The following is a 24,058-nucleotide window of genomic DNA, read 5'->3' as shown; positions in this document are numbered from 1 at the left end:
GCCGTGTCAGGTCACCGGGACGGTCCCGGCGTCCAGGCCGGCCGGCGAGAACTCCGCGAGCCGCGCCCGCAGGTTGTCCTCCCGCTGCGGCTGGAACAGGTCGTGCAGCACCCCCAGCTCGGAGCCGTCGTCCGCGCCCCGGGCGATCTCCACCGCGCACGACGGCGCGAGCCGGAGGTAGGCCGGCGCCCCGTACCCCCGGGCGGTGAACCGGGGCCGCACCCGCGCGGCCTCCAGCGAGCGCAATCGGGGCAGGTCCGCGGGGTCCACGTCACCGGACTCGGCGAGCCGCCGCAGGTCCTCCGCGACCAGGTCCGGCTGGCAGTGGTGGCGCGGCGGTGTGCGCGAGCCCGGCGGCACGTAGCAGTACCGCAAGGAGCCGATCCCCCGCCGCGCCACGTGCATCAGGCCGTCGAAGACCGCGTTCTCGCCCAGCCGGACCGCGTGCGCGTGGACCTCGCCGATCACCGTCGATCGCCGTACCGTCAGCTCCGCGTGCGCATGGCGGCAGTCCGGCGCGGACACCGCCTCGCGGTCCGCGGCCGTCGCGTCCAGCACCGAGTCGGTGACGCACACCGTGACGGGGTCGGTCCCGGCCTCGTCGTTCACCACGAGGATCGATCCGACGACGCTGTGCGCGATCTCCACGCACGCCGTGGTGTTCTCCAGCACCAGGCTGGGTTCCTGCGGGTGGGTGGGGCGGCAGTGCGGCTCCAGCGACCACCCGGGCACCAGCGTCGAGTGCCGTACGACGACCGCGCCCATCGGCCCGGTCACGCTGACCCCGCGGCCGGTGACCAGCAGCCCGTCGAGCACGAACCGCGGCGGCGGCCGGTCGTCGCCCTCCTGCGGGCAGACCGCCCGGATCTGCAACGAGTCCGGGCGGTTGCTGTACCAGTCCAGCAGCCGCAGCACCGGCCGCGTGCGCTCCGCGCCGCGCACCTCCAGCCGGTCCCCCGGCGACAGCACGAACTCCAGCTGCTCCTGGTACGCCCCCGAGTCCGCGATCTCGATCACCGCCTCCGGCCGGCCGCCGTCGCGGTTGTCGCGCTGCCAGGCCGCGTAGGCCGGCTGGATCCGCTCGAACTCCTCATGGGGCCCGACCCGGTACACCTTCGCCGCACCCGGCGTGGTCACGTCCCGCGGGTACTCCCCGCCGCCGAGGTCGGACGGCTGGAGGAAGTGGTAGCTCACCCACACCCCGCGGCGCGGTGCCGACCGCGCCCCGAACACGATCCGCCCGAGCTCCGGGTCGACCACCACCTGGCCGCGCCGCGCCCGGTAGAACCAGCCGGACAGGTCGGCCACCACGATGTCGCCCTGCGGCACCGGGTCCGGGTGCCCGTCCCGCCAGATCGCGAAGCTCTTGTCCCGGCCGTAGAAGTCCGGCAGACGGTCGGCCAGTTCGCGGCGGGTGATCGGCGCCGGCACGTGCTCCCGTCCCGCGAGGTGCTCCGGGGAGGGCTCGGGGACCGGTCTGGTCGCCAGCGGCACGTCGTTGCCGAGGATCGAGAACGTGAACTGGTTGCGCGCCCGGTCGATGCAGTACGCCGGTGCGTGGGTCAGCGGCTGCGGCTTCAGCCGCCAGACGTACGCCCCGACGTTCGCCGGCCGGTACCGGCCCTGCCGCCGGGCCGAGCCGATACGCGCGGCCTCGGCGAGCCGGCCCTGCGTCTCGAACGGCCCGCCGATCCCCACCAGGGCCGCGTCGTCGCGCACGTCGACCAGCCCCGGCGCCGCCCGGGCCCGTCGCACCGCCGCCTCGTCCGAGGACGGGTACAGCCGGATCGGCTGGTCGCGCAGGAGCAGCCGGTGGAACTCGACCGCCCGCGACGGCCAGTCCGCCACCGACGACGCCAGCTCCTCCAGCATGGGCAGCGTCCCCTTGCGCCGCCGGGACGCCACCGTCGCGGCGACGTCCCGGCGGGGCGCCAGCCGGGCCACCAACCGGTCGGTGGCCGCCGTCGCGAGCGCCTCCTCGTGCCCGGGCAGCAGCCGGTAGCCCACCAGATCGCCCAGATAGGGGACCGCCCAGCTCTCGGCCGTCTCCACGAACCAGTTGTCGTACAGCCGTTCCAGGTCGCTCTGCACCAGGTCGACCTGTTCGCCGATCACCGCGAGCAGCGCCCGCAGCGCGGCCCCGTGGCCGGCGTCGGTCTTGCGGATGTGCAGCGCGATCAGTTCGCTCAGTCGGTCCGGCCTGCGGCTCATCCGCGTAGCTCCTTCAGGATCAGCGTGGTCGGGACGGCGGGGGACAGCAGCACCAGCTGCGCGGGCCGGACGCCGGCGAACACCACCACACGGGTGCCCACCGGCAGCGGCTCGGCCGGGGGCAGACCGGGGTTCAGCCGCAGCAGCTCGGCGACCGTGAGGCCGGCCTGCGCGGCGACCGAGGTCAGCGACTCGCGGGCGGACGCGGGATCGCCGCCCTCGGGCGGCCGTACGTCGTGGTACTCGACCGTGTGGGCCGCCGCCCGGGCCGGCACCATGGCGTTCGGCATGGTGAGCGTGGACGCAAGTTCCCGGAGCCCGGCCGGCGTCATGCTGCCCGGGACACCGGCGAACACGTCCACGTCGACGTACTCGACGCCCGGCACCGCCTGCGCGGCGGCGATCGCCTCGGACAGGTACGCGGGCTGGCCCAGCTCGCGGTGGTCGAACCCGAGCCGTTCCAGCAGCGCGCGTCGTACCTGCGGCTCCACCAGGTCGTAGGAGTGGTCCGGCGCGATCCTGAGCCCGGCCGACATCACCAGCAGCACCAGCTCGCGCACGTCCACCCGGACCGGCAGCTGCGGATCGCCGTACAGGGCGAGCGCGGAGCGCAGCGACCGGACGATCTCGCCGTCCTCGTCGAGGGTGATGTCCCCGGCGCCCGCGATGGTGACGTGCATCAGCTCGCGGCCGGCGAAGATCCGTCGGGCCGCGGCCCGGCCGATCCCGGCCCGCGACCGGGTGAAGTCCTCGTAGTCGGTGATCCCGACCAGCCGGTCCAGCGCCGCCACCGCGAGCGGGATCTGCCGCCGGGTCTGCCGCAGGCCGTCCGGGTCGGCCCCGCTGCCGGCCGGCAGCGGGTTGGTCACCCCGGTGACACCCAGCGGGCGGGTCAGCGGCGTGGTCACGGTGCCGGCGGCGACGTTGCCCGCGGCGCCGATCCCGACCCGGTAGCGGGCCCGGACGTTCTCGTGGCCGGTGGACAGCCGGGCGCCGTGCACACCGTCGCCGAAGCCGACCGTCGTACGGCCGTCCTCGCCGGTGCCGGTGACGTAGACCTTCGCGGTCGGCGGCTGCCCGGCGAGGCTGTCCACCTCCTGCCACAGCACCCCGTCGACCCGCACCTGGAGCGTGCTGCGGGCGCCGCGCGGGTTGTCGGCCGGCAGCCAGGTCAGCGGCGCGGCGAACAGCGTGAAGCTCTGCCCGGCCTGCCCCGCGTCGCCGCTGCCGATCGGTTCGTCGCGGGTGGCGCCGGCGTCGGCCCGTACGACGTTGCCGTGGATCGTCACCGTCGTACGGCGGTAGGTGTATGCCAGCGGCCCGGCGAGGGTCAGCGTGGTGTGCACCGGCTCGCCGGGCCTGGCCGGGTCGACGGCGTGGGAGACACCGGCGACCATGGCGAGTTCGGCGGCCCGCACCCCGGGGGTGGCCGGGATGTCGGTGCGCTCGCCGGCCACGATCACCCAGCGGCCCGGCTCCAGTTCGTCGTACAGCTCGGCCAGCTCGACGACCGTGCCGGCCACGTCCTCGGGGATCGGCTCGGTGGCGACGGTGAGCGGCTCGCCGCCCGCGTACACCGTGGTCCTGCGGATCTGCGACAGCTGGGTGTCCTCAGGGCCGAGCCAGGCGTCCGCCAGGGTCAGCTCGGTGACCTTGCCGGTGATGCCGAAGTCGGCCTGGGAGACCACCCGGGCGCTCTCGACGCGGGTGATCAGCCGCTGGAGCGACGGCACGGCGCCGGGCCGCTCTACGACGACCCAGCTCTGCGGCCCGATGCCCGGGTACACGGCGTCCAGGACGAGCACCTTCGCCGACACCGTGCTGGTGGTGGTCAGCGCGACCGTGGCCCGGTCCGGGTCGTCGGTCCGCTCGGCCCGGCCGAGGACGACGTTGACGCCGCCGTGGGTGGTGGTCTCCTCGTCGCCGGGCTGGAGGTCCTCGACGACCGGCGCCGGATCGGTGCCGAAGGCCGGGGCGACCTCGACGGTGATCCTGCCGTGCGGTGTGCCGCTGTCCGGCTTGGGTCCGGTGAACGTGACCGTGCGCGCGACCTCGTTGCCCCAGCACTGCAGGGTCACGGTGGCCGGTGCGCCCGCCGGTGTCGTGGTGGTGACCCAGACGCCCAGCGGCCCCACCTGGACGAAGCCGTCGAACGGCAGCGGCTGCGAGTCGCCGACCGGACTGCCCGACTCGATCCACCGGGGGACGAGTGTCTTCGGACTGCCGTCCTCGTACTCGACGGTGAGCGTCAGCGATTTCGATCCGGTCAGCGGCCAGTCGACGTACCCGACGATCCGCCCGTTCCGGTCGTACTGCGGCTGTTGCGGCGCGGTCGCGCCGAACGGGGTCGCCACCGTGCGCATCGCCTGGAGTCCCGCGAGCGGCAGCGGCCTGGTGAGGCGGACGTGGCGCCAGGCCTCGTACAGCGAGGCGAGCCGCGGGTCCAGTGCGGTCAGCAGCCGGACCCCGGCGTCGGAGCCGGTGCCGAACACGTCCGCCGGGTCCAGCCGCAGCGCGCGGGCGGACGGCGGCTGGGGCGTGGGCGGTTTGCGCAGCGAGCCGAGCAGCGCGGCCAGTCCGAGCAGCGCGGGGTCCTCGGAGCGGGCCAGGGCGAGCCGGTCGAACAGGGTCGCGTTCCCGTCGTCCGCCGGGGGCCGGTCCTGCTCGGGCTCCAGCAGGCCGGCCTGCGCGCGGAGCGCGGTCAGGTCCGTGCGCAGCGCGGCGAGGAAGCCGTGCACCGCCGGGTAGGGGGCTGCCGCCGCCAGCGACTCCTCCAGCAGGTGCAGCGCGGTGTCGAGCGCCCGCGCGAACCCGGTCGGGGTCGTGATCGCGTCCGGGTCGGAGCCGTCCCCGTCGAGGCCGGGGGCGCCGGCGGGGACGGCTCCGACGACGGGCTCCGCCGGCAGGCGGTCGCGCAACGGCACGAGCACGGTGTCGACATAGCGCCGGACGATCCGGCTGTCGCGGTACTTGTCGTCCCCCGCCAGCTCGGCGACCTTGTCCCGGAACGCGTCCTCCAGGGCGGCGAGCGTCGGCTGTCTCGCGCCCGGCATCAGCACCGAGGTGATCCCCTCGGCCGTGTCGACGGTGCTCGTCCGCACCACGTCGAGCGCCTGCCGCCCCGGTTCGGTGCCGAACACGAACAGCAGCCGGTCACCGGTCTGCAGCCGGGCCCCCGCGCCGGCCAGGTGCACCTCGCGCCGGTCGATCGTGCGGTCCGCCCGCAGCCGCACCGGGTAGGGCCGCCGCAGCCGCACCTTCAGGTCGTTCCAGGCCGACCGGGCCGCGAGGTCCTCGACGGTCTCGAACGACTGCGGCTCCTCGCCCGTCCCCGGCACGCTCTGGGCCCGCGACCCGGCGGGGATCGTCACCGCCCGGTCCCGGTCCACCTGGTAGGCGAGGTACACGCCCGCGCCGACGCCCGGCCGCGGCGTGTGTCCCAGCAGCCGGCCGAACAGCAGCAGCGAGTCCGCCCGGGTCGCGGTGCGCAGGTAGCCCTCGTTCGCCACCCGCTCGGTGTGGAACCCGAGCAGGTCGCCCAGCACCGCCCACGCGTCCAGCCAGGACAGCGCGGGGTCGTCCGGGGTGCGCACCAGCAGGTCGCGCAGCTCCGGGTAGGCCGGGCCGGACAGCCGCGCCAGCGCCGACGACCAGAACGCGTGGTGGTCGCCGGTCCGGTACGCGATCTGCGGCAGCCCCGGCGGGTTCACCCGGCTGAACGGCGTCCGCAGCCCCGTTCCGGTGCAGCAGTCCCCGCCGCCCGCGCCGCATCGACAGCCCCCGGTCATCGGCCTCCCCCGATCTCGATGTGCAGCCGGCCGTTCTCCGGCCGGTCGCGGTCGTCGTCCAGCTGTGCGACCTCCAGCGGCCCGATCCGCAGGAGCCCGTCGTCCAGCTCGCCGGCGTCCGGCGCGAACAGCCTCCGCAGCCGGGTCACCAGCACGCTCGTCACGCCGGGCACGGCGGCCGCCGCCGCGACGACCCGGCTGATCCGCACCGGATCGCCGAACGTCACCGCGTCCGGCGCGAACAGGGCCAGCACCGTCCGCCGCACCGCGTCGCGCACATGACCGCGCTGGTGGCCGGCGGCGGCGCAGACCTGCAGCTCCAGGTCGACGGGGACCGCGGTCGCCGGCTGCACGACCACGTCGTGCCCGATCCGCCGTACGCCGTCCAGCGTGTGCGCGACCCGGGCCAGCAGCCGCGCGCCGGGCGTCCCGGTGCCCAGGGCGTCGACCGCGACGTGCACCTCCTGGCCGCTGCCGGTCCAGCGCAGGTCGGCCGCCGCCCGCTGTACCCCCGGCACCGCCGAGGCCAGGGCGGCGTAGTCGTCCGCGGTCACCGCCCGGAGCCTGACCCGGTGCGGCTGGAGCGGCGCGAGGCGTCGTACCTCGTCGAGGGCCTCCGGCTCGGTACCGCCGCGCGCGGGCAGCGGGTTGCGCACCAGCGTGACGGCGTCGTCGTGGCCGTCGCACAGCACCAGGTGCCCGATCGCCTCGGCACCGACGTTGCCCGCGACGCCGTTGCCCACCCGGTGGCGGACCGCGATCCGCCCGCCCGCCGGGGGCGGCGCGCCGTGCACGCCGTCGCCGAACCGCAGGGTCGGCCGGCCGTCCTCCTCGGTCTCGCCGACGAACGCCCGCGTGTCCGGGGTCGCGGTCAGCAGGTCGCGGCGCGGCGTCCATGTGCCCGCCGGTGTGCCGTCGGGTGTGCGGGCCGTGACGGTGACCGCGGGCAGCGCGGCGCGGGGGTCCTGGGCGAGCGCGGCCGACGCGGGGCCGGCCAGCCGCGGGTCGTCGGCCCGCAGGCCGTCGGCGTACGCCGGGCCCCAGGTCTGTGCGAGTTCCTCCGGCAGCCAGCCGCCGAGCACCTCGCCGTCGCGTGCCCGGCGGGACAGACGTGCCAGCCGCCGGATCTTGGCGCCCAGGAGGGCGTCGTGGCGCAGGAGCAGCTCGCGCAGCGCCCGTGCCTCGTCGTGGGCGAGGCCGAGCCGGTCCAGCGTCTGCTGACCGAACAGGAGCCGCAGTTCGGCGATCTCCCGCTCGGTCAGCGGCCGGGCCGCGCGCCACAGCGCGGTGAGCCACGCCCCGGCCCGCGCGGCGATGCCGTCGAGCAGGTCCGCCTGCGCGGCCGAGACCCGTGCCGGGTCCGGGTACGCCGTCCGCTGCGTCACCGGCTCGTCGGCCGGCCCGGGGCGGAACGGCTCCATCGTGCCGGGGTAGGTGAGCTGGGCCAGGAGCGTGTCCAGGCTCGACGCCTGGTCGGCCGCGGGCGCCGCCGCGTCCAGCCCGCACCGGTCCAGCGCCGCCGGGCCGACCACCGCGCGCAGGGTCGAGACCTGCTCCTCGGTGAGCTGGTCGCCGCGCCGCGCCAGGGTCATCAGCGCCACGACGGCCTCCCCGGCGGGCCCGCGCTCGGGACGGTCCGGACAGCAGCCGGAGTCGCACACCAGCGCCGGCGCCGGCTCCGCCGGGACGTCGTACTCCTCCGGGGGCCCGCCGCAGAACGTCAGGTCGCGTCCGTGGTCGACCAGGACGACGTTGCCCCGCGCGACGGTCACGTCGGCCAGCCGCTCGCACGCCGGGCCGCCCGTCGTGGTGAGACAGGCGGCGAAGGCCAGCGCGTCCTCGTCCGCCCAGGTGACCTCCACGACCGCCAGGTCGTAGAGCGCGTCGCACGCGGACGTCACCGACGTGAGCCGCACCACCTGCCGGTGGGTCGGGTCGGCGTCGGCCGCCGCCCCGGTGCGCGGACCGAGCACCTCCTCGATCACCAGCAGGTCACCGGGGACCAGGGACAGCCCCTCGTCGACGAGCGTCGCGGAGGTCGCGCCCCTGGGCAGACAGCACTCCTCGTCGCCCCAGGTGTGGAACCGGATCCGGTTGTGCGTCGGCCGCAGCTCGGTCTCCCCGCTCGCGAGGGGTTCGAAGACGTCGGTGCGCACGGCGGGCGGCAGGGCGGACAACGCCGCCTCCGTCAGGACCGCCCCCAGCTCCGGCCGCTCCACCGGGTCCACCCGGCTGACGTCGACCGCCGCGAACCGGAACGTGCCCGGCCGCAGTGTCACCTCGTCGTCCACGCTCAGCGTCACCGCGGCGCGCGCGTTGCACCCGTCGTGCATCGGGTAGTCGATCAGCCGGACGTGCCGGCGTACCGAGGTGCGCCGCCGCGCGGTGTGCAGGTACGCCTCGGTCGCCACCGCGTCCAGCTGGTACTCCAGCTGGTCACCGACGTAGGCGAGCAGTTCGACCACGGTCGTCCCGAGGTCCGGCACATGCCGCTCGGTCCAGGAGGGCGCGACCAGCGTCATCCGGTCCAGCAGCTGGCGGCGCAGGGTGGCGTAGTCCCGTGCCGTGTAGTCGATCACCGGCGCCGGCCGGGCCGCGGGCGCCCCGCCGCACCCGCAGGCGCGGTCCGACGCGACCGGGCAGCGGGGGTGGAAGACGAAGTCGGCGCGGGAGTAGCGCGGGTCGAACCCGGCCCGCGGCTCGGTCCCCGGCCGCCCGTACGCGTCCGGCTCCACCACGGACAGGGTGTACGGCGAGGTGTCGCCGGTGCGGTCGACCACGACGACGGCCCGGTCGTCCAGGTCCGCGTCCTCCGCGCGTTCGACCGTCACCTCGGTGACGTGCACGCCGGTGATCCTTCGGCCGCCGTCGATCCGGATGTGGCCCGGGGTGAGCCGCTCGGGCGCCCTGCCGAGGAACGTCACCACCAGGGTGAGCCCGTCGTCCTGGGCCTCCACGGCATCGATGCCGTCGAGCCGCGCGGCGCGGACGTCCCGGCGCCGGTGCCCGGTGTTCACGGCGCCCTCCCCTCGAACGTGTCGGTACGGCGGTCGCCGGTCGCCCGGACGACGTACGCCACCCGCACCCGCAGCACGCTGTCGTCGCTCTCGACCACCACCGCGTCGATCTGGATCGCGTCCCCCAGCCAGCGCTCCAGCTGGGCGTGGACGGCCAGTTGCAGGGTGGCCGCCAGTTCCGGGCTGTTCGGCTCGAAGACCAGGTCCAGCAGGCCGCAGCCGAAGTCCGGCCGCATCACGCGTTCGCCCGGGCCGGTGAACAGCACCAGCTCGATCAGGTCCGCGAGGTGGCCGTCGTACCCGACGTCGGCCGTCCGCCCCCGTCTGTCCACCCGGAACGGGAAGTCGATGTCGATCCGCTCGGTCACTAGACCCCCTTGGTTCGTTGCTGTACGACCGTCACCAGCGGCGGCCCCTGCGGCACCTGCTCCGCGCTCAGGCACAGCCCGGTCGACGCCTGCGTGACGACCGGGGCCCCCGCCACCGTCACCCGCGCCGCCGGTGTCACCCAGCGGATCGTCACGCACGGCTGCGGCTTGGGCCCGACGGTGAACGGGCAGCCCGCGATCAGCCAGACGCCGGCCACCGTGGCGGCCGGGAGGCCGGACAGGTTCCCCCGTGGGGCGGCGGGCAGGTACGACGCCCGGCCGCCGTGCGGGCAGCTCACGGTCGCGTTCACGTGCAGGACGTTCGTCATCGTCAGGTCACCGTGAGTCCACCGGCGTTGACGTCCACCATGGTGCCGACCAGCGAGATCGTGGCGCCCTTTCCGTTGCTGATCAGGATGCCGGTGTCGTTGACCGTGATCACCGCCCCGCCCGGTGAGCGCAGGGTGATGCCGGGGCCGCCGGGCAGGTCGGACAGGAGGACGCTGTACTGGCCGCGGGTCTGCAGGAGGATGTTCGGCTGTCCCGGCGGGCCGGCCAGCGCGGGCGGCGGCACCTCGGCCACCGAGCCGAACCAGCAGCCGGTCCAGATCGGGTAGCTGGGGTCGCCCTGCTCGAACTCGATCCACACCCCCGCCCCGACGACCGGGACGGCGTACATCCCGGTCTGCGGGCCGGCCAGCGGAAGACACGGCATCGCGAACGTGCACGGGGTGTCGCCGAGCACGTCCGGCACCGTGGCCTGGATCCGGCCCTGCTGCAACGGGTCGACGTTGTTGACCACGGTGCCGCGGTACTTGCCGAGGTACTTCGTCGCTTCTGCCATCTGTCGTCCTCACGGGAGCACGGCCGGGGTCAGGGACACCAGGCCCTCGCGGGCCAGGGTGAAGTTCTGGGTGTACGAGCCGCGCTGCAGGTTGTGCGTCACGGATTTCACGTAGTACAGGCCGTCGTACGTCAGCCCCGCACCGCGCACCCCGACCACCTCGCGGGGCCGCAGCACCTGCCCGTAGCGGGTGACGTCCAGCTGGCCGGAGCCGCTCACCGCGTCGGACGACTCGACCGCCCTGGCGAGCGCCTCGGCGACCGCCTGCGCCGGCTCCTTCTTCGCGGTGTCCGCGATCACCTTCTTCTTCAGGGCCGGCGCGGGCCGGGCCGCGAGCGGCGGCCGCAGCACGCTCACCTCGGGCACCGGCAGCAGCAGCGCCACCTTGGTGGCGGGGATCTGGACACGGGCCACCGGCTGTTCCCGGGCGGAGCCGTCGAACCCGAACGTCATCTGGTCCACGTTGGAGAGATGGTCGGAGTTCACCGTCAGCGCGTGCTGCGGGACGCCCAGCCGCACCTCCGGTCCCCAGTAGCCCTTGCTGACGCCCGGCACCGGCCCTGGATCGAGGTAGAAGACGTACCCGTTGGCCTTGGCCAGCTCGTTGAGGTACCCGAGGTCGGTGCCCTTCTGGAAGTCCACCCGCTGCGTCGGCGGAGGAGTCTGCGGCACCAGCTCGGGGACGATCAGCGGCACGATCCCGTACTGCGCGTACTGCGCGACGATCGTCGCCACCCGGACCGCCGGACCCATCGCCGGATAGGGCACGCCCTCGCGCTCCTCCAGGTCCATCAGCACCGTCAGGTCCTCGCCGGTCAGCGTCAGCGTCGACTGCCCCGGCACCCCGCTCACCCCGACCTCGTGCCGCAGCACGATCCCGTCCATCAGCACCGTCGGCGTTCCCCGCACGATCGCCGTCAGCACCACCCGGGTCGGCGGGTCGAAGAAGCCGGAGGGCAGCAGGGTCCGCCCGATCAGGCCGCTCCCGGACAGGTCGAACGCCAGCTGGAACCCGCTGCGTTGCCCGGCGCTGACCGTGATCTGCGCCGACAGCAACGCCTCGGTCACCGCCCCGGGTGCCGGCACGGCGATCTGCCGCCCCATCATCAGCAGCAACCGCACGGGCGCCTCGGCCATCGCTCCCCCTCCCTCTGTGCGCACCGGCCGCTCGCGACCCGGCGTGCCGTCGTCGTCCGGTCAGCCGGTCCGGTCCGGCAGCGTGATCCGCAGGACCCGGCCCGGGGTCCGGGTCAGGTCGGCCGGGTCCATGACGGGGTTCGCGTCGGCGATCCGCCACCACTGTTCGGCGTCGCCCAGGTACCGGTTCGCCAGGTTGTCGGCGCGGTCCCCGTCGGCCACCACGTGCGCGTCGATCTGCGCCAGCCGCTCCGGCGGCGGCAGCATCCGCCGCGGTGTGTACGGGATCTCGCACCCGTCCGCCGTCGTGTGCACCGACTGCCCGATGCCGTGGTACCTGCTGGTCCGCGGATACGGGTCCGGGGCCGGAATGTCGTCGAGCACCCCTGCCACGCGCTTCCCCCTTCGTCTCGCCATGGTTCGTCGTCGTACGGGTCTCAGATTCCGGTCAGTCCGAGCTGCGCGAGCCGGCCCGCGGCGAGCTGCCCCGCCAGGCGTTCCTTCTGTGCGAGGTGCGCCAGGTACAGCTCCGCGCCGCGGTGCCCCGCGGGCAGGTCGCTGACCGTCAGCAGCCGCAGCCCGACCGCGAGCGTGGCCCGGATCGGCTGCAACTGCTGGTCGAACGCCTCCTCGGTGACCGACAGCTCGGTCAGCCGCACCGGTACGACGCGTCGCGGGCCCCACACGAACAGCGTCAGCGGCTGCTCGACGGGCGTGATCTCGAGCATGCCCAGCGCGGCCAGCCGGCTGTTCGCCCGCATCTGTGCGGCCGGCGGCTGGATCAGCATCTCCAGGGCGGCCAGCTGCGGATGGACACCGAGCGGCGACGGCACGGTGAGCTGGTCGGTGGCGTCCAGCTCGGCGGTGAACTTCCACGACTCGACCGCCGGCCCCTTGAGCCGCAACGCCTCCGTCCGGTCCCCCTGCTGCTCCCCACCGCCCGCCTGCGGCGCGATGCTGCGCTCCAGCGAATCCGGATTGAACTGCAGCACGACGATCCGCTGCGGCGTCCCGCGCTCGGGGTCCACGATCACGATCCCGGCCTGCACCGGCTTGGGCAGATCCGCGTACCTCGTCATCCGTCCTCCTCCCCCTCGGTCCGTACGTCGGGCGCGTCGTATCTCGCCCCGAGCGCGGCACGCGCGTCCTCGCGCAGCCGCGGGTCCTCTTCGAACTCGGCCATCGCCGCGAGCGGTTCGCGGTACTGCGGCCAGAACGCGTACGACGAGGCCGCCAGACCCGCCGCGCGGACCTCGCGGTCCTCGTCGAACATCGCGGCGGTGATCCGCTCGAAGTACCGGGCGTCGTAGGCGAACGGCGCTCCGAGTCCGGACGTCAGCACCGCCCGGGCGCGCTCGGTCGCCGTCCGCGCGGACGTGATCGTGGCCAGCAACTCCTCGTCGGTGAGCGGCTGCACGAACCGCTCGACCAGCTCGGCGTATCGGGCCACCTGCTTCCGGTCGTCCCCGACCAGCACGACCGCGGTGGCGTCGGCCCGCTCATCGGTGAGGGCCTGGAAGAGGACGCTCGGCGACATCCGCCAGGACCGCTGGAGCAGTTCCGCAGCCGGCCGTTCCTCGCCGAGGGGGACCATCCGCAGTTCGTCGACGAGACGCTGGACCTTGCGCTCGTCACCGCGTGAGCGCAGCACCATCCGCCGGCTCAGGACGTGCCGTTCCACACCGTCTCCGCTCATGTCACGTACCACCGAACAGCCTCCGTCGGATCGCGGCGTCGCGCAGCATCCTGCGCACATGGCCGAGGAACGCCTGCTGCGCCTCCCCCTTGCCGGACTCGGGGGTGACGATCCCCTCGACGAGCAGCAGGGCGCGCATCGTGTTGACGATCCTGGTCCGCAGCATCTCCGGTGACTCGCCGCCGGGGCGCCGCACCTGCCACGGCTCGCGGGGGCGCACCCCCTCGCCGGCCGCCTTCCGTTCCCGGTACGCCATGACGGCCGAGGCGCCGACCGATCCGGGCTGTGCGTAGGGCATCGTCTTCAGGGCCTCCGAGGCCGGGATGCCTCCGGGGCGTCCGGCGACGGCCGCCGCCGAGACCCGCAGCAGCGCCGGACTCGTCACTCCCGGATAGGGGGCCCGCATCGGCTCCGCGCCCAGGGGTACGAGTGCCCCGATCTGCGCCTGCGCCGGCAGTTTCCCGAGCGCGTCGAAGTTGCCGGCGTGCGCGTGCTGCAGGGCCTGGACGGTGGTGGCCGGGTCGGCGGCCGCCGCGGCGCTGAAGCCGGGGTAGTCGAGGCTGACCGAGGTGACCGGCCGCCAGACACCGGCGGGGCCTTGCGTCATCGGCCGCCAGCGGCCGGCCGGGTCGCTGCCGGTCACCCGCAGGGAGGCGATCACGACGGGTGTCCGCCCGCCGAGCGTGATCAACCGCGCACGGGCGATCCGGCGTTCGGAGATCAACTGGTTCACGCCGTGCGCGAGCGCGAGGGGCGACACCCCGGACGGCGCGGTGATGGACGTCAGGCGCGACGGCACCGCCGGGTCGGTCTTCGCGCTCCGCCGCCAGGCCTCGGGATCGACCTGCCGGGGGTCCGCCTTCTCGGCCTTCACCTCGTCCGCCATCTCCCTGAACCGCGGCGTCCTGGTCTCGGCGTCGACCTCTTCGCGCAGGATGCGGAGCAGTTCGTTCTCGCCGACCTCGTCCAGCGGCAGGAAGGGTTCGCCCGGGCTGAGACCTGCGAGGACGTTGCTGACGGGCCGACCGGTCAGATGGAGGCGCCTGAGGCGGTACCACGGGCGCAGCGGGATCAGCGCGGCTCGCAGGACGTGCTCCCGCACACCGCGCCGTACCAGTTTCCGCAGCACCGGCCGCAGCCTCGCGGTGATCCGGGCGAGCCGCGCTTCCTTGGACTCCTGGGGCTTGTTCCTGGTGTTCCGGCGGTTCTGCGCGCGCCGGTCGGCGACCTTCCCGCGCCAGTCCCGGAACCTCTCCCTGGCCTTGGCCACCAGGTTCTTCAGCCTGCGGGCGCTCGCCGTCAGCGCACGGCCCAGCCTGCTGTGCGCGAGCCCCGCACCCAGCCGCCGGATCGTACGGCCGACCGTCCGCAGCGCGGGCCCCGACCACCCGGCCGACCGCGCCCGCCGCACGCCGTACCCCGCCGGCCGCCGCGCGCAGACCGCTCCTGGCGGCGGCGCCGACCCGGCGCGCGCCCGACCGCACGGCCCGTGCCCCCGCGGTGACACCGCGCCGGACCGCCTGCGCGGTGGCGACGGCACCGCGCCGTGCGGCCGCCACCCCGCGGCGCAACGCGTTCCGGGCGGCGTCGACCCCGCGGCCGGCGGTCTTCCGCACGGCGCGGGCGCCGCGGCCCAGGCCCTTCATGATCTTCTCGGCGATGCCCTTGAGCCTGGTGCCGACGCCCTTCAGCGCCTTCCCGATCCGCGCCATGAGGAAGTTGGCGAGGAACTCCAGCAGCGCCACCGCCCCGGCGGCCACGGCCCGCGCGAACAGGCACGCCGCCGCCGCGCCACCGGCCCTCACCGCCTTCAGGAAGGTCAGGAACGCGCTGAAGGCGGCGATGACCCTGCTGACGCTCTGATAGGCCGCCATCACGCCCTGGGCGATCGCGATGATGCCGCCGGCGGCCGGGACGATCAGGGCGATCAGCTTCTCGACGACGAGCGAGACGATCATCGCGGGCAGCGACTTCACGATCGCCTGCCAGGCCATCCTGCCGATCTGCGCGACCGACATACAGCCCTTCACCAGCACGTTCCACAGCATCTTGCCGATGCCGACGACAGACTCGACCTTCTCGTCGAACCACGCCCGGACCGCGCTCCTGATCGCGCCCCAGAGGAAGGTGCGGACCCCGTCCCGGGCCGCGGCGCCGAGCTTGCGGACCCAGCCGAGCGGGTCCGGCGCGATGTCCTTGACCAGCGCCGCGACTTCACCGAGCAGCCGGAGCGCGGAGTCGACGTACGCGATGGCCTTCGTCACCGCGCCGCGGACCACCTCGACGGCCGCGAGCAGTGCCTTCTCGTACAGCCGCAGGACCGCGACCAGCGCGCCGACCAGCGCGTCGAGGAGCGCTCCGACCGCTTTCTTCAGCCGGTCGGCGAGCTGCTGCACCCGGGCGACGGCGGCGTCGCGCAGCGAGACGATCGCCCTGCGCATCTTCGCCGCGATGCCGGGGAAGACGGTGGCGATCGCGCTCACCGCGGCCAGCAGGACCTGCGCGAGGCCCTTGATGATGCCGGTGATCGCCTTCGCGGCCAGGTCGATCAGCCCGTCGACCGCCTTCTTGAAGCCTTCCTTGATCGCGTCGATCGCCCTGACGGCCAGGTCGAAGACACCCTTGATCACCGAGACCAGTGCGTCGAACGCGGCCTTGACCTTGGACTTGACCCAGCCCCACCAGCCGGAGGACTCCTGCTTCTTGGCCTCGCGCTCCTTGCGGGCCTTCTCCTCGGCGGCCCTGCGCTCCCTGCCGATCCGGTCGTTGTCCTCGTTCCTGCGCCGGTCGACGGCGGCGTCTGCCTCGGTCTTGCGCGCCGCGGTGTCCTCGCGGGCCTTCGCGTGCGCGTCGGTCGTGGTCCGGGTGGTGTCCTCAACCGCCCTGTCCTGCTCGTCACGCCACTCACCGCGCCGGCCGGCCGCGTCCTCGCGCGCTTCCTGGCGTACGGCGGCCTGCTGGTCGCCGTTCTCCGCGACGGCCTGCTGGACCTGGGCGCGGTGGTCCTCACTCGCCCGGTCGGACTGGTTCTGCCTGTCCTGCCCGGCCCGGCCCATCCGGCCCCGGCCCTCGGCGAAGCCCGCCTGGATCTGGGGGCCGCGTTCCTGCACGGCGACCGCCGACACCGTGTCCGGGTCCGCCCCGCCGGTGCCCGGGGCACCCGACGCGGCCGGGGCACCGGCGGCGGGCGTACGGCCGGGCACCGGGGCGGCGGTGAGTGTCTCTCCGGGCGCGTCCGGGTAGATCCGGTCCTCGCCGAGCCCAACCGCCGCGTCCTGCCGGCCGAGCGTGTGCGTCCGGTGGATCCGGTCCTCGGTCTGCCGGTGCTGCTCGTCGGCGAGCGCCGGGTCGGTCCCGCCCTCCAGCCGGACCCTGGGCGCGGCCCCGACGGTGGTGTGCAGCCGGTCGTCCCGGGTGGGCACGCCGTCGACCGCGTCCTGGAGCCGCTGGATCTCGGCGTCGTCGGCCTTCTCCTCACCGCCCCCGGCGACGACCGGGTCCTTGACCCGGGTCGCGGGGCCGGGGGTGTCCGCGGTCGCGGGCGGGTCGGCCTCGCGCTGCCGGACGAGCGTCTGCGGGGTCACCTCCGTCATCGGTTCGACCGCGGTGGACACCGGTTCACCGGTCGGCGGGGCCCCGGCCTGGGTCCGGGGGGCGCCGCTGGGCCGTTCGAGCGTCGGCGGGGCGTCCCGGAGGTCCTGGTGCTCCTTGCCGACGGTGGTGCCCACGGCCCGGTCGACACCGCCGAGTGCCTGCGGCATGCGGGCCGGTGGCTGGGACGAGACCGTCGCGAGCGCGGCCGTCGGCTCCTGGCCGGAGACGTCCGGCGGCGGCTGTGCCTGCGGCGTCCGCTCGGCCGGGGCCGGTGCGCCGCCCGCGCCGCAGCCGCCGCCCCCGTCCTGGGCGGCGGCCTCCGTCGTGGCCGCCGGTGCTCCGGCGCATCCGCCGCCCCCGCTCTCCAGCGACCCCTCGGGCCCGGCGCCGGGAGGGGTGCCTTCGGGCCCCTGCCTGGGTCCGGGCGCCGCCGCCGGGCCGTCGCCGGGGGCGGCCTCCGCCATCTGGGGGTCGCCGGGCATCGGTTCCGTCGGCCGCGGTTCCTCCGGGCCCCGCGCGACCGGAGCGACGGATTCCACGGCGGCGGGCCCGGTCGTGGCGGGCTCGGCCGAGGCGGGCTCGGCCGAGGCGGGCGGGGCCGAGGCGGGCCCGGCGGCCGGACCGGCGGCGGTCGCGGTCGGGGGCTCGGCGGGGCCGGTCGTGGTGGCCGACGTGCCATCGGCCGAACCCCCGGGCGGGCCCGCGGACTCGGTGGGGGCGACGTCGGTCCCGGTCTCCGCCCCCGGTGTGCCGGACGGGGCCCCCTCGCCCTCGACCGCCCTCTCCTGCGGGTCCTGCGCGTCCGCGCGCTCCAGTTCCGGCTCGGCGGCCCGCTCGGCCTGCTCGGCGCGATCGAGATCGCGTGGCTCGGCCTCGACCGGCGGGGGCGCGGGCATGCTCGGCAGCGCACGCGGCGTCGGCGGCGTGCTCCGCGGCTCGGCCTTCAGTTCGTCGTCGGCGGTCGGCACCCCGGACAGGTCGGGATCGGTCTTCGGCACCGGGTCCGGCGCCGGCCGGTCCGTCCCCGCCGCCTGCTCGGCCCGGTCGGCGACCTGCTGCGGCGGCTCGGGCTCGGCGGCGGCCTCCGGTACCGGTACCTCGGACTCCGCGTCGGCCTCGGTGTCGAGCGGCCTCTCCTGCTCGGGCGGTTCGTCCCGCCTGCCCTGCTCCTTCAGCAGCCCGTGCCGGGCCAGGGGGCCCTGCGGGTCGTTCGCGACGTCCTCCGCACGGTCCTCGCGGACCGGGTCGGCGCCTCCGCCGTCGACCGGAATTGCCGCGGCGACCTGTGCCCCGACGACCGGTGCTTGACCGACCGGCTCCGGCCCGGCCGGGCCCGTCCCGGCCCCGGGCGCGGCCATCTCCGGCTGCGCGGGCGCACCCCCCGCCGCTGCCTCCGCCCCCGACCGCTCACCCTGCTCCGTGGCCTCGCGGTTGTCGTCGTCCTCGCGGTGCTCGTCGTCCTCGCGGTGCTCGTCGTCCTCGCGCTGCTGCCGGTCCTCCGGGGCGGAGTCGGCGGAGTCGGCGGAGTCGGCGGAGTCGGCGGAGTCGGCGGAGTTTCCGCGGCCCCGGTCGTCGAGCACGCCGCCCTTCTCGCGCTCGGCGTCCTGCTGGTCCCGCCGCTCGTCGCGTCCGTCGCGCTCCCGGTCCGCACGCTCGCGCTCGTCGCCCGCCGCCCGCTCGGCCCGGTCGCGCCGCTCGGTCCGCTCCCGCTCGGCCGGCTCCACCACGGGCTCCGGTACGGCGGCGGTGTCCACCGGCGGGCCCGCGGCCGTGTCGGCCACGAGCACCAGGTGCTCGATCCTCAGGTATTCCGCCGACGGCAGCCGCTGCCGCAGCCGGTCGAGCACGTCGGCCCGCAACTGCGGTGCCAGCCGTGCGAGCTGCTGCCGCACGCGCCCCGCCGCGTCCGCCGGGTCGCCGCGCAGCGTACGCACCACACCGGCGACGATCCGGTCCACCAGCGCCGCGGGGTCCAGTTGCTCGGCGCGCAGCTGGGACACGTCGACGCTGATGAACCGCAGCCACGACACCGGCTGCGCGCCCCGCCGCGCCACCTCCCGCTCACCGCCGGCCGCCGTGCCCCGCTCACCGAGGGCGCGGTCCACCCGCTGCTCGGCCTCGCGCTCCACCCCGTCCAGCGGCCGGCTCAGCGTGCCGTCCTGCCGGCCGAGCCGCAGCCGGCCGGGCGCGTCCGGCAGTTGTACGGTGTGCAGCAGCTCGTGCGCGAGCAGCCGCAGCCCCTGGGCGGTCTCCGGGCGGTACCGGCCGGCGCCGAAGAAGATGTCCTGGCCGACGGCCACGGCGTCCGCGCCGACCAGTGCGGCCAGCGCGGCGGCGTCCCGGTCGCTGTGGATGCGTACCGCTCCGAAGTCGTGGCCGAGCAACTCCTCCATCACGCGCCCGACCCCGGGCTCCAGCGGTTTCCCGGCCTGGGCCAGCACCGCGTCGGGCTTCGGCGGCGTGCGCCGGGCCCCGCGCTCCCGCAGTGGCGTGGACCGCTTCGAACGCCTGCGGCGCGGCGGCTCCGGCTGCTGCTGCCGCACCGGCATGACGGCGCTCACCGCACCAGCTCCCGGTGCACGGCCCGAGCCAGCTCGCGGCCGAGCCGACGCGGCGACACGGTGGCGGGCAGCGGACGCAGGCCGCTCAGCACGTCGTACGAGACGGCCTCGGCCGTCGGCGGCCGCTCGGTCAGCAGCCGGGTGAGCTCACGGGTGAAGGCACGCGCGATCCGGTCGGCGTCGGCGCGCCGTACCCCGTCGACGCCACGGATCACCAGCTCGTCCACGTGCAGGCTCACACCCATCCGGCCACCTCCGTGGAGGTCACCGAGCGTTCGAGCTTGGCGTACTCGGTCTGGGCGGCGGCGAGGAGATGCCGCATCCGCAGCTCGGTGCCCTCGTCGGCGGCGAGGAAGGCAGCCGACAGGGCGATGTTCCGGATGCTGCCGCCGGCCACCGTCAGCTGCGCCAGCCGCTCGACCGCGACCCCGTCGACCGGCGCCCGGGGCGGGATCACCCGCCGCCAGATCTCGGCCCGCTCGGTCACGTCGGGGAAGGGGAAGTCCACGACGAACCGCAGCCGCCGCAGGAACGCGTGGTCCAGGGCCTTCTTCTGGTTGGTGGTCAGGATCGCCAGGCCGCGGTAGGACTCCATCCGCATCAGCAGATAGCTGACCTCCAGGTTCGCGTACCGGTCGTGCGAGTCCTTCACCTCGCTGCGCTTGCCGAAGAGCGCGTCCGCCTCGTCGAAGAGCAGCACCGCGCCGCCGCGCTCGGCCGCGTCGAAGATCCGGCGCAGGTTCTTCTCGGTCTCGCCGATGTACTTGCTGACCACCTGGGAGAGGTCGATGACGAACAGGTCCAGGCCGAGCGCGCCCGCCACCACCTCCGCGGCCAGCGTCTTGCCGGTGCCGCTGCCGCCCGCGAAGAGCGCGGTGACGCCGAGCCCGCGCCGCAGCACGTCCTCGAACCCCCAGTCCTGGTAGACGGTGGCGCGCTGCCGGACGTGCGCGACGATCTCGCGCAGGATCCCGCGCTGCCGCTCGGGCACCACCAGGTCGTCCCAGCCGGCGCGCGGCTCCACCCGGCGTCCGAGCTCGTCGAGCACGATCCGCGCGTGCGCGAGGCCCGCGCGCCAGGCCGCCTCCGCCACATCACCGCCCGCCCTGCGCGCCACCGCGCCGGCGGACCGGATGACATGTCCGGGCAGGCTGAACTGCGCCACGAGCCCCGCCACGTCGGCCTCGCCGCCGCGGCCGTCCAGCTCGGCGCGCCACAGCTCGCGCTGCTCGGCCTGTTCCAGCGGCGCGACGACGAGTTGCGCGCGGTGGGTCGCGGCGGCGGTGAGGGGGTCCCGGCCGGAGAGCACCACCGGCACGCCCAGCATCGCCACGAACGCCTCCGCGGCGGCCGCCTGTGCCGTCCCGTCGACCTCGACCAGCAGTACGGCGGGCAGCAGCACTCCCTCGCGCTCCCAGAGCCGGGCCAGCACCGCGCGGTCCGCGGGCTCGGCGGGAAGATCGGCCGCGGACAGCGTGAACGTCACGAAACCGGCCGCCAGCGCCGCGGTGACGGTCACCTCGCGCCGGGTCTGCAGGTCGCCGCCGGAGAGCGCCGCCACCCGGTCGGTGCTCACCGCCGACGCCAGTTGGGCCGCCAGCCGTGCCTGCGACGTCGGCAGGCGGCCGGGGACGGCGGCGCGCGCGACCAGTCCCTGGAGCCGTGGCTCGACCTGGGAGACACCCAGCAGGTAGTGCAGCACGCGCTCGTCGATCCGCAGCCGCGCGGTGGTCAGCACCGGCTCGTCGGCGACCTCGACGAGCCGGTACCGACGCAGCGGCGCGTCCGGTGTCAGCGCGCTCCAGTGCGGCTCGGCCAGCGCCGCGAGGGCCAGCGAGAAGGTCGGGAAGTCCCGCCCGCCCGCCGCCGCGCAGCGCGCCGCCGCCCTCGGCTCCAGCTCCATCGCCGCGCACAGCACCAGCAGGTCCCGCTCGAACGGGGTCAGCCCGAAGCAGTCGACCACCGTCGCCAGCGCGCCTTCGTCGTACGACGCGTCGTCCGGCGCTCCGTCGTGGCCGCCCCGCGGGGTCCTGCGGTCGCCGGTGGCCGCCGCCGCGTGCCGGGACCGGCGCCGCAGCCGTCCGGGGGCACCGCCGTCGGCCGTGGTGTCGGCGGTGGTCCGGGCGTGCGCGTCGAGGCGTGCCAGGACGTCGGCCACGGCCTGGGCCATGACCGCCGCGTCGGCCTCGCGCCCGTCGTCGTGCATCAGAACGTCACCGCCGGTGTGCGCAGGTCCTCGCCGACCCGCGTGTCGACGCCGTCGATCCGCACCCGCAGCAGATACCCGCCGGCGGGGACTCCCGCCGTCGCGACCTCGACGGTCTTGGGGTCCCGCGGACCGGGCAGCGGGTGCGCCGCGTCGAAGCGGTGGCTGCCGGGCCCGTCCAGCTCGTCCAGCAGCACCGACACCCGCTGCCGGTCGCCGACGGCGATGTCCAGGGTGGCGCGGAGCCGTCCGGCGGTGACCCGGGACGCGGTCACGGTGGCCTGGCGCGCCAGCGCGATCCCGTTCGAGTCGAGGGTGCGGACCGCGTCGCCGAGCGCGACCGCGTGCCGGACGCGTACCGGGTGCACCCCGGCGGTGAGGCCGGCGGGCGGGGTGAACACCACCCGGCCGTCGTCCACGGCGGACGGGTCCACCGGCTCGCCGCCGACGTCGACGACGACCTTCTCGCCGTTCAGGTCGTGCCCGGTGAGCACCACCTCGTGGCCGGCCGGCACCGGGCCTGGCCGTGGCTCGGTGTCCGTGCCGGCCGGGCGGCTGCGCAGTTCCTCCACCACCGGGCGCCGGCCCGCGACCACCCTGACCCGGGGTTCACGGACGGGGCGGCCGGCGGCCGGCGTCTGCCGGCTCTCGAGCAGCAGCAGGGACGCCTCGAACGCGATCGACGGCGTGTACGGCGTCTGGATCAGCGTCGACCACAGCTTCGACAGGTCCTCGAGATCCATCGTCGACGGGGTCAGCCGGACCGCCTGCGGCGAGGCCGCGAGGTCGGCTCCGGCCAGGAACGTCTGTTGGGCGGCCGTCTCCAGGTCCTGCGGGGACAGCGCGGGCTGCTCGTGCAGGGTGCGGGCCACCGAGCCCAGCAGCGCCTGCGGCACGAGCTGGGTCTCGTTGCCGTAGCAGCTGATCAGGTAGTGCAGGTCGTAGGCGGCGGTGGGGGTTCGCCGCAGCCGCCCGGCCCCGTCCCGGGTGGGGGTGTCGGCGTTGCGCCGGGACGCGTTGGGGGTGATCCGGTAGCAGAACACCGTGATGGTGGGCTCCGTGACCGGCTCGCCGGGCGGTTTGCGGGCCTCGACCTGGACGGCGTAGGGCACGTCGGACTGCACCGAGCGGGCCAGCAGGCCGCGCAGCGCCTCCGTGGCCTGGGCGATCGCCAGGTAGTTGCTCACCTCGCCTCCCGCCGGTCGAGGAAGGCCGCCAGGCCGACGGCCGGTTCGGGCCGTGCCGTCCGGCCGGTGCGCTCGCGCTTCGGTTCGGGTGCGGCGGTCGTCACTTCGAGCCGGCCGATGGTGATCCGGACCGACGGCTCGGCCGGTGCGGCCTGCGCCTCGCGCCGCCGGACCGCGCCGGCGGTCCGCGGCGCGGGGTCGTGGGCCGCGGCCCTGGTCCGTGCGGCGGCCGCGGGCCGGAGGGAGGGGATGGCTTCGGGGGTGTCCGTGACGGGTCGTCGGGAGACCGGCTGCGGCACGGCCTCCACCCACGCGCCGGCCGGGGGCACCAGCCGCTCCAGGACGCTCCGCAGGACGTCCGGCGCGGTCACCGGCCCGTCGTCGGGCGGCTCCGGAGACGTGGTGCGCACCGTTTCGATCGCCCGTACGGTCCGCTCGATCCGGGTCGGCGCCGTCGGTCGTGGCGCGGGGGCCCCGGGTGGACCGGCCGGGGCCGTCGCCCGGGGTGGCGCCGGGGTCTCGGGCACCGGCCGCGACGGCGCGGCGGCCGAGTCGAGCGCGGTGTCCACCGCGGTCTCGGTCTCGGCCGGTGGCGCCTCGGGGAGCCGCTCGAAGGGCATCGCCAGCCGCGGCCGTGCCAGCGCCACCGCGGCGTCCGGCCGGAGCACCGCCCCGGTGCGGGCGAGCAGCCGGTCGAAGAGGTCCGGTGTCCGTGTCTCAGCCATGTCCGGCCAGCTCCAGGTAGTAGCGGCGGCGCAGTGGTGAGAGCGCCAGTACGTCGGGTTCGGTCCACCCGTAGCTGGAGGCCAGCGCGTGGACGTCGGCGAGCGTCGTACGGGCCCAGGAGTCGAGCTCGTCCCACAGGTAGGTCGCGATGTCGAGCTGCGCCCGCACCTGCCCGCCGCAGTCCGGGCAGGCCATGGCGAACGAGATGTCGGCCGCCGGGTCCGCCGCCGCCACCGCCTCGGCGAGCAGGTGGACGACGCGCTCGGGCAGCCGGTCGGCGGGAACCGCCCGGTCACCGCGCCGCGCCTCGACCACCAGCCGGGCGGCGAGCCCGCGTCGTGGGTCCTCTGCGGCCCCGTCGCGCACCGCGAGCAGATCGGCGGGCGTCGGCAGCCGGAACCGCACGGTCCAGTCGCCGTCGGTCAGCGGCTCCGGTTCGGCCGCGGGCGCGGTGGCCGCCAGGCCTCCAGCGTCGACGTCGAACTCCAGGTCCGCACCGCACGCGGCGCAGCCGATCCGGACCGAGAGGACGTCGCCGAACAGTGCGGCCCGCAGGCCGAGCAGGTCGGCGTCCCGGGTCCCGACGGGGACGCCGAGCAGCTCGTCGGCCGTCCGCCCGGGCCGGGCCAGCGCGTGCAGGAGCACCGCCCGCTGGGGCGAGGAGGCGGGCAGCGCGAGCCCGATCTCCCAGGCGGCGAGCAGCTCCCTCGGGGCAGCCACCGC

General features: G+C 75.5%; 16 protein-coding genes. All 16 read right to left on the bottom strand.

Annotation, left to right across the window (positions count from 1 at the left end; all coding sequences use genetic code 11):
- Positions 1-6: 6 nt before the first annotated feature.
- The 16 genes from U5640_RS38095 to U5640_RS38020 are packed head-to-tail and all read right to left on the bottom strand — an operon-like array spanning position 7 to position 24,055.
- Entirely contained in the window at positions 7-2,211 is a 2,205-nt protein-coding gene (locus tag U5640_RS38095; protein ID WP_340383608.1) for a hypothetical protein, read from the bottom strand.
- Positions 2,208-5,999: a putative baseplate assembly protein gene (locus U5640_RS38090; protein ID WP_340383606.1), complete on the bottom strand. Its 3,792-nt coding sequence runs from the start codon at positions 5,997-5,999 to the stop codon at positions 2,208-2,210. The genes U5640_RS38095 and U5640_RS38090 overlap by 4 nt, the downstream gene beginning before the upstream one ends.
- Positions 5,996-9,016, bottom strand: coding sequence for a putative baseplate assembly protein (locus U5640_RS38085; RefSeq protein ID WP_340383604.1), 3,021 nt, complete (start codon positions 9,014-9,016; stop codon positions 5,996-5,998). Before U5640_RS38085 ends, U5640_RS38090 begins: the two co-directional genes overlap by 4 nt.
- Entirely contained in the window at positions 9,013-9,384 is a 372-nt protein-coding gene (locus tag U5640_RS38080) for a GPW/gp25 family protein (protein WP_340383602.1), read from the bottom strand. Before U5640_RS38080 ends, U5640_RS38085 begins: the two co-directional genes overlap by 4 nt.
- On the bottom strand, positions 9,384-9,713 hold the full coding sequence (locus U5640_RS38075; protein WP_340383600.1) for a hypothetical protein: 330 nt from the start codon (positions 9,711-9,713) through the stop codon (positions 9,384-9,386). The genes U5640_RS38080 and U5640_RS38075 overlap by 1 nt, the downstream gene beginning before the upstream one ends.
- A gap of 2 nt (positions 9,714-9,715) precedes the next feature.
- Positions 9,716-10,228 carry a phage baseplate assembly protein V gene (locus U5640_RS38070; RefSeq protein ID WP_340383598.1) on the bottom strand — a complete coding sequence of 171 codons (513 nt, stop codon included), beginning with the start codon at positions 10,226-10,228 and terminating at the stop codon, positions 9,716-9,718.
- A gap of 9 nt (positions 10,229-10,237) precedes the next feature.
- A complete protein-coding gene (locus tag U5640_RS38065; RefSeq protein WP_340383596.1) occupies positions 10,238-11,365 on the bottom strand; it encodes a hypothetical protein in 1,128 nt (375 codons plus the stop codon).
- A gap of 60 nt (positions 11,366-11,425) precedes the next feature.
- Positions 11,426-11,758 (bottom strand): tail protein X, encoded by a 333-nt coding sequence (locus tag U5640_RS38060; protein ID WP_340383594.1) that lies wholly within the window; start codon positions 11,756-11,758, stop codon positions 11,426-11,428.
- Between the two features lie 44 nt (positions 11,759-11,802).
- Complete coding sequence (locus U5640_RS38055; protein WP_340383592.1) at positions 11,803-12,444, bottom strand: hypothetical protein; 642 nt, start codon at positions 12,442-12,444, stop codon at positions 11,803-11,805.
- Positions 12,441-13,061 (bottom strand): hypothetical protein, encoded by a 621-nt coding sequence (locus U5640_RS38050; RefSeq protein ID WP_340383590.1) that lies wholly within the window; start codon positions 13,059-13,061, stop codon positions 12,441-12,443. Before U5640_RS38050 ends, U5640_RS38055 begins: the two co-directional genes overlap by 4 nt.
- Positions 13,058-19,216: a DUF4157 domain-containing protein gene (locus U5640_RS38045; protein ID WP_340383588.1), complete on the bottom strand. Its 6,159-nt coding sequence runs from the start codon at positions 19,214-19,216 to the stop codon at positions 13,058-13,060. The genes U5640_RS38050 and U5640_RS38045 overlap by 4 nt, the downstream gene beginning before the upstream one ends.
- Positions 19,213-19,461 carry a hypothetical protein gene (locus U5640_RS38040; RefSeq protein ID WP_340383586.1) on the bottom strand — a complete coding sequence of 83 codons (249 nt, stop codon included), beginning with the start codon at positions 19,459-19,461 and terminating at the stop codon, positions 19,213-19,215. Before U5640_RS38040 ends, U5640_RS38045 begins: the two co-directional genes overlap by 4 nt.
- Positions 19,452-21,422 (bottom strand): ATP-binding protein, encoded by a 1,971-nt coding sequence (locus tag U5640_RS38035; RefSeq protein ID WP_340383584.1) that lies wholly within the window; start codon positions 21,420-21,422, stop codon positions 19,452-19,454. The genes U5640_RS38040 and U5640_RS38035 overlap by 10 nt, the downstream gene beginning before the upstream one ends.
- Positions 21,422-22,609, bottom strand: a complete 1,188-nt coding sequence (locus U5640_RS38030) for a DUF4255 domain-containing protein (RefSeq protein ID WP_340383582.1) — start codon at positions 22,607-22,609, stop codon at positions 21,422-21,424. The genes U5640_RS38035 and U5640_RS38030 overlap by 1 nt, the downstream gene beginning before the upstream one ends.
- Complete coding sequence (locus U5640_RS38025; RefSeq protein ID WP_340383580.1) at positions 22,606-23,334, bottom strand: hypothetical protein; 729 nt, start codon at positions 23,332-23,334, stop codon at positions 22,606-22,608. The genes U5640_RS38030 and U5640_RS38025 overlap by 4 nt, the downstream gene beginning before the upstream one ends.
- Complete coding sequence (locus U5640_RS38020) at positions 23,327-24,055, bottom strand: hypothetical protein (RefSeq protein ID WP_340383578.1); 729 nt, start codon at positions 24,053-24,055, stop codon at positions 23,327-23,329. The genes U5640_RS38025 and U5640_RS38020 overlap by 8 nt, the downstream gene beginning before the upstream one ends.
- Positions 24,056-24,058 lie beyond the last annotated feature (3 nt).

Origin of the sequence: Streptomyces sp. SS7 (assembly GCF_037993025.1) — a bacterium.
Lineage (GTDB): Bacteria > Actinomycetota > Actinomycetes > Streptomycetales > Streptomycetaceae > Streptomyces.
The sequence above is the reverse complement of the archived record's forward strand: the minus strand, read 5'-3'. Positions and strand labels throughout refer to the sequence as shown.

What these genes read in the sequence shown, in the direction of transcription:
- U5640_RS38095 (WP_340383608.1), bottom strand. Translation starts at nt 2,211, where the DNA reads ATGAGCCGCAGGCCGGACCGACTGAGCGAACTGATCGCGCTGCACATC.
- U5640_RS38090 (WP_340383606.1), bottom strand. Translation starts at nt 5,999, where the DNA reads ATGACCGGGGGCTGTCGATGCGGCGCGGGCGGCGGGGACTGCTGCACC.
- U5640_RS38075 (WP_340383600.1), bottom strand. Translation starts at nt 9,713, where the DNA reads ATGACGAACGTCCTGCACGTGAACGCGACCGTGAGCTGCCCGCACGGC.
- U5640_RS38070 (WP_340383598.1), bottom strand. Translation starts at nt 10,228, where the DNA reads ATGGCAGAAGCGACGAAGTACCTCGGCAAGTACCGCGGCACCGTGGTC.
- U5640_RS38065 (WP_340383596.1), bottom strand. Translation starts at nt 11,365, where the DNA reads ATGGCCGAGGCGCCCGTGCGGTTGCTGCTGATGATGGGGCGGCAGATC.
- U5640_RS38055 (WP_340383592.1), bottom strand. Translation starts at nt 12,444, where the DNA reads ATGACGAGGTACGCGGATCTGCCCAAGCCGGTGCAGGCCGGGATCGTG.
- U5640_RS38050 (WP_340383590.1), bottom strand. Translation starts at nt 13,061, where the DNA reads ATGAGCGGAGACGGTGTGGAACGGCACGTCCTGAGCCGGCGGATGGTG.
- U5640_RS38040 (WP_340383586.1), bottom strand. Translation starts at nt 19,461, where the DNA reads ATGGGTGTGAGCCTGCACGTGGACGAGCTGGTGATCCGTGGCGTCGAC.
- U5640_RS38035 (WP_340383584.1), bottom strand. Translation starts at nt 21,422, where the DNA reads ATGCACGACGACGGGCGCGAGGCCGACGCGGCGGTCATGGCCCAGGCC.
- U5640_RS38025 (WP_340383580.1), bottom strand. Translation starts at nt 23,334, where the DNA reads ATGGCTGAGACACGGACACCGGACCTCTTCGACCGGCTGCTCGCCCGC.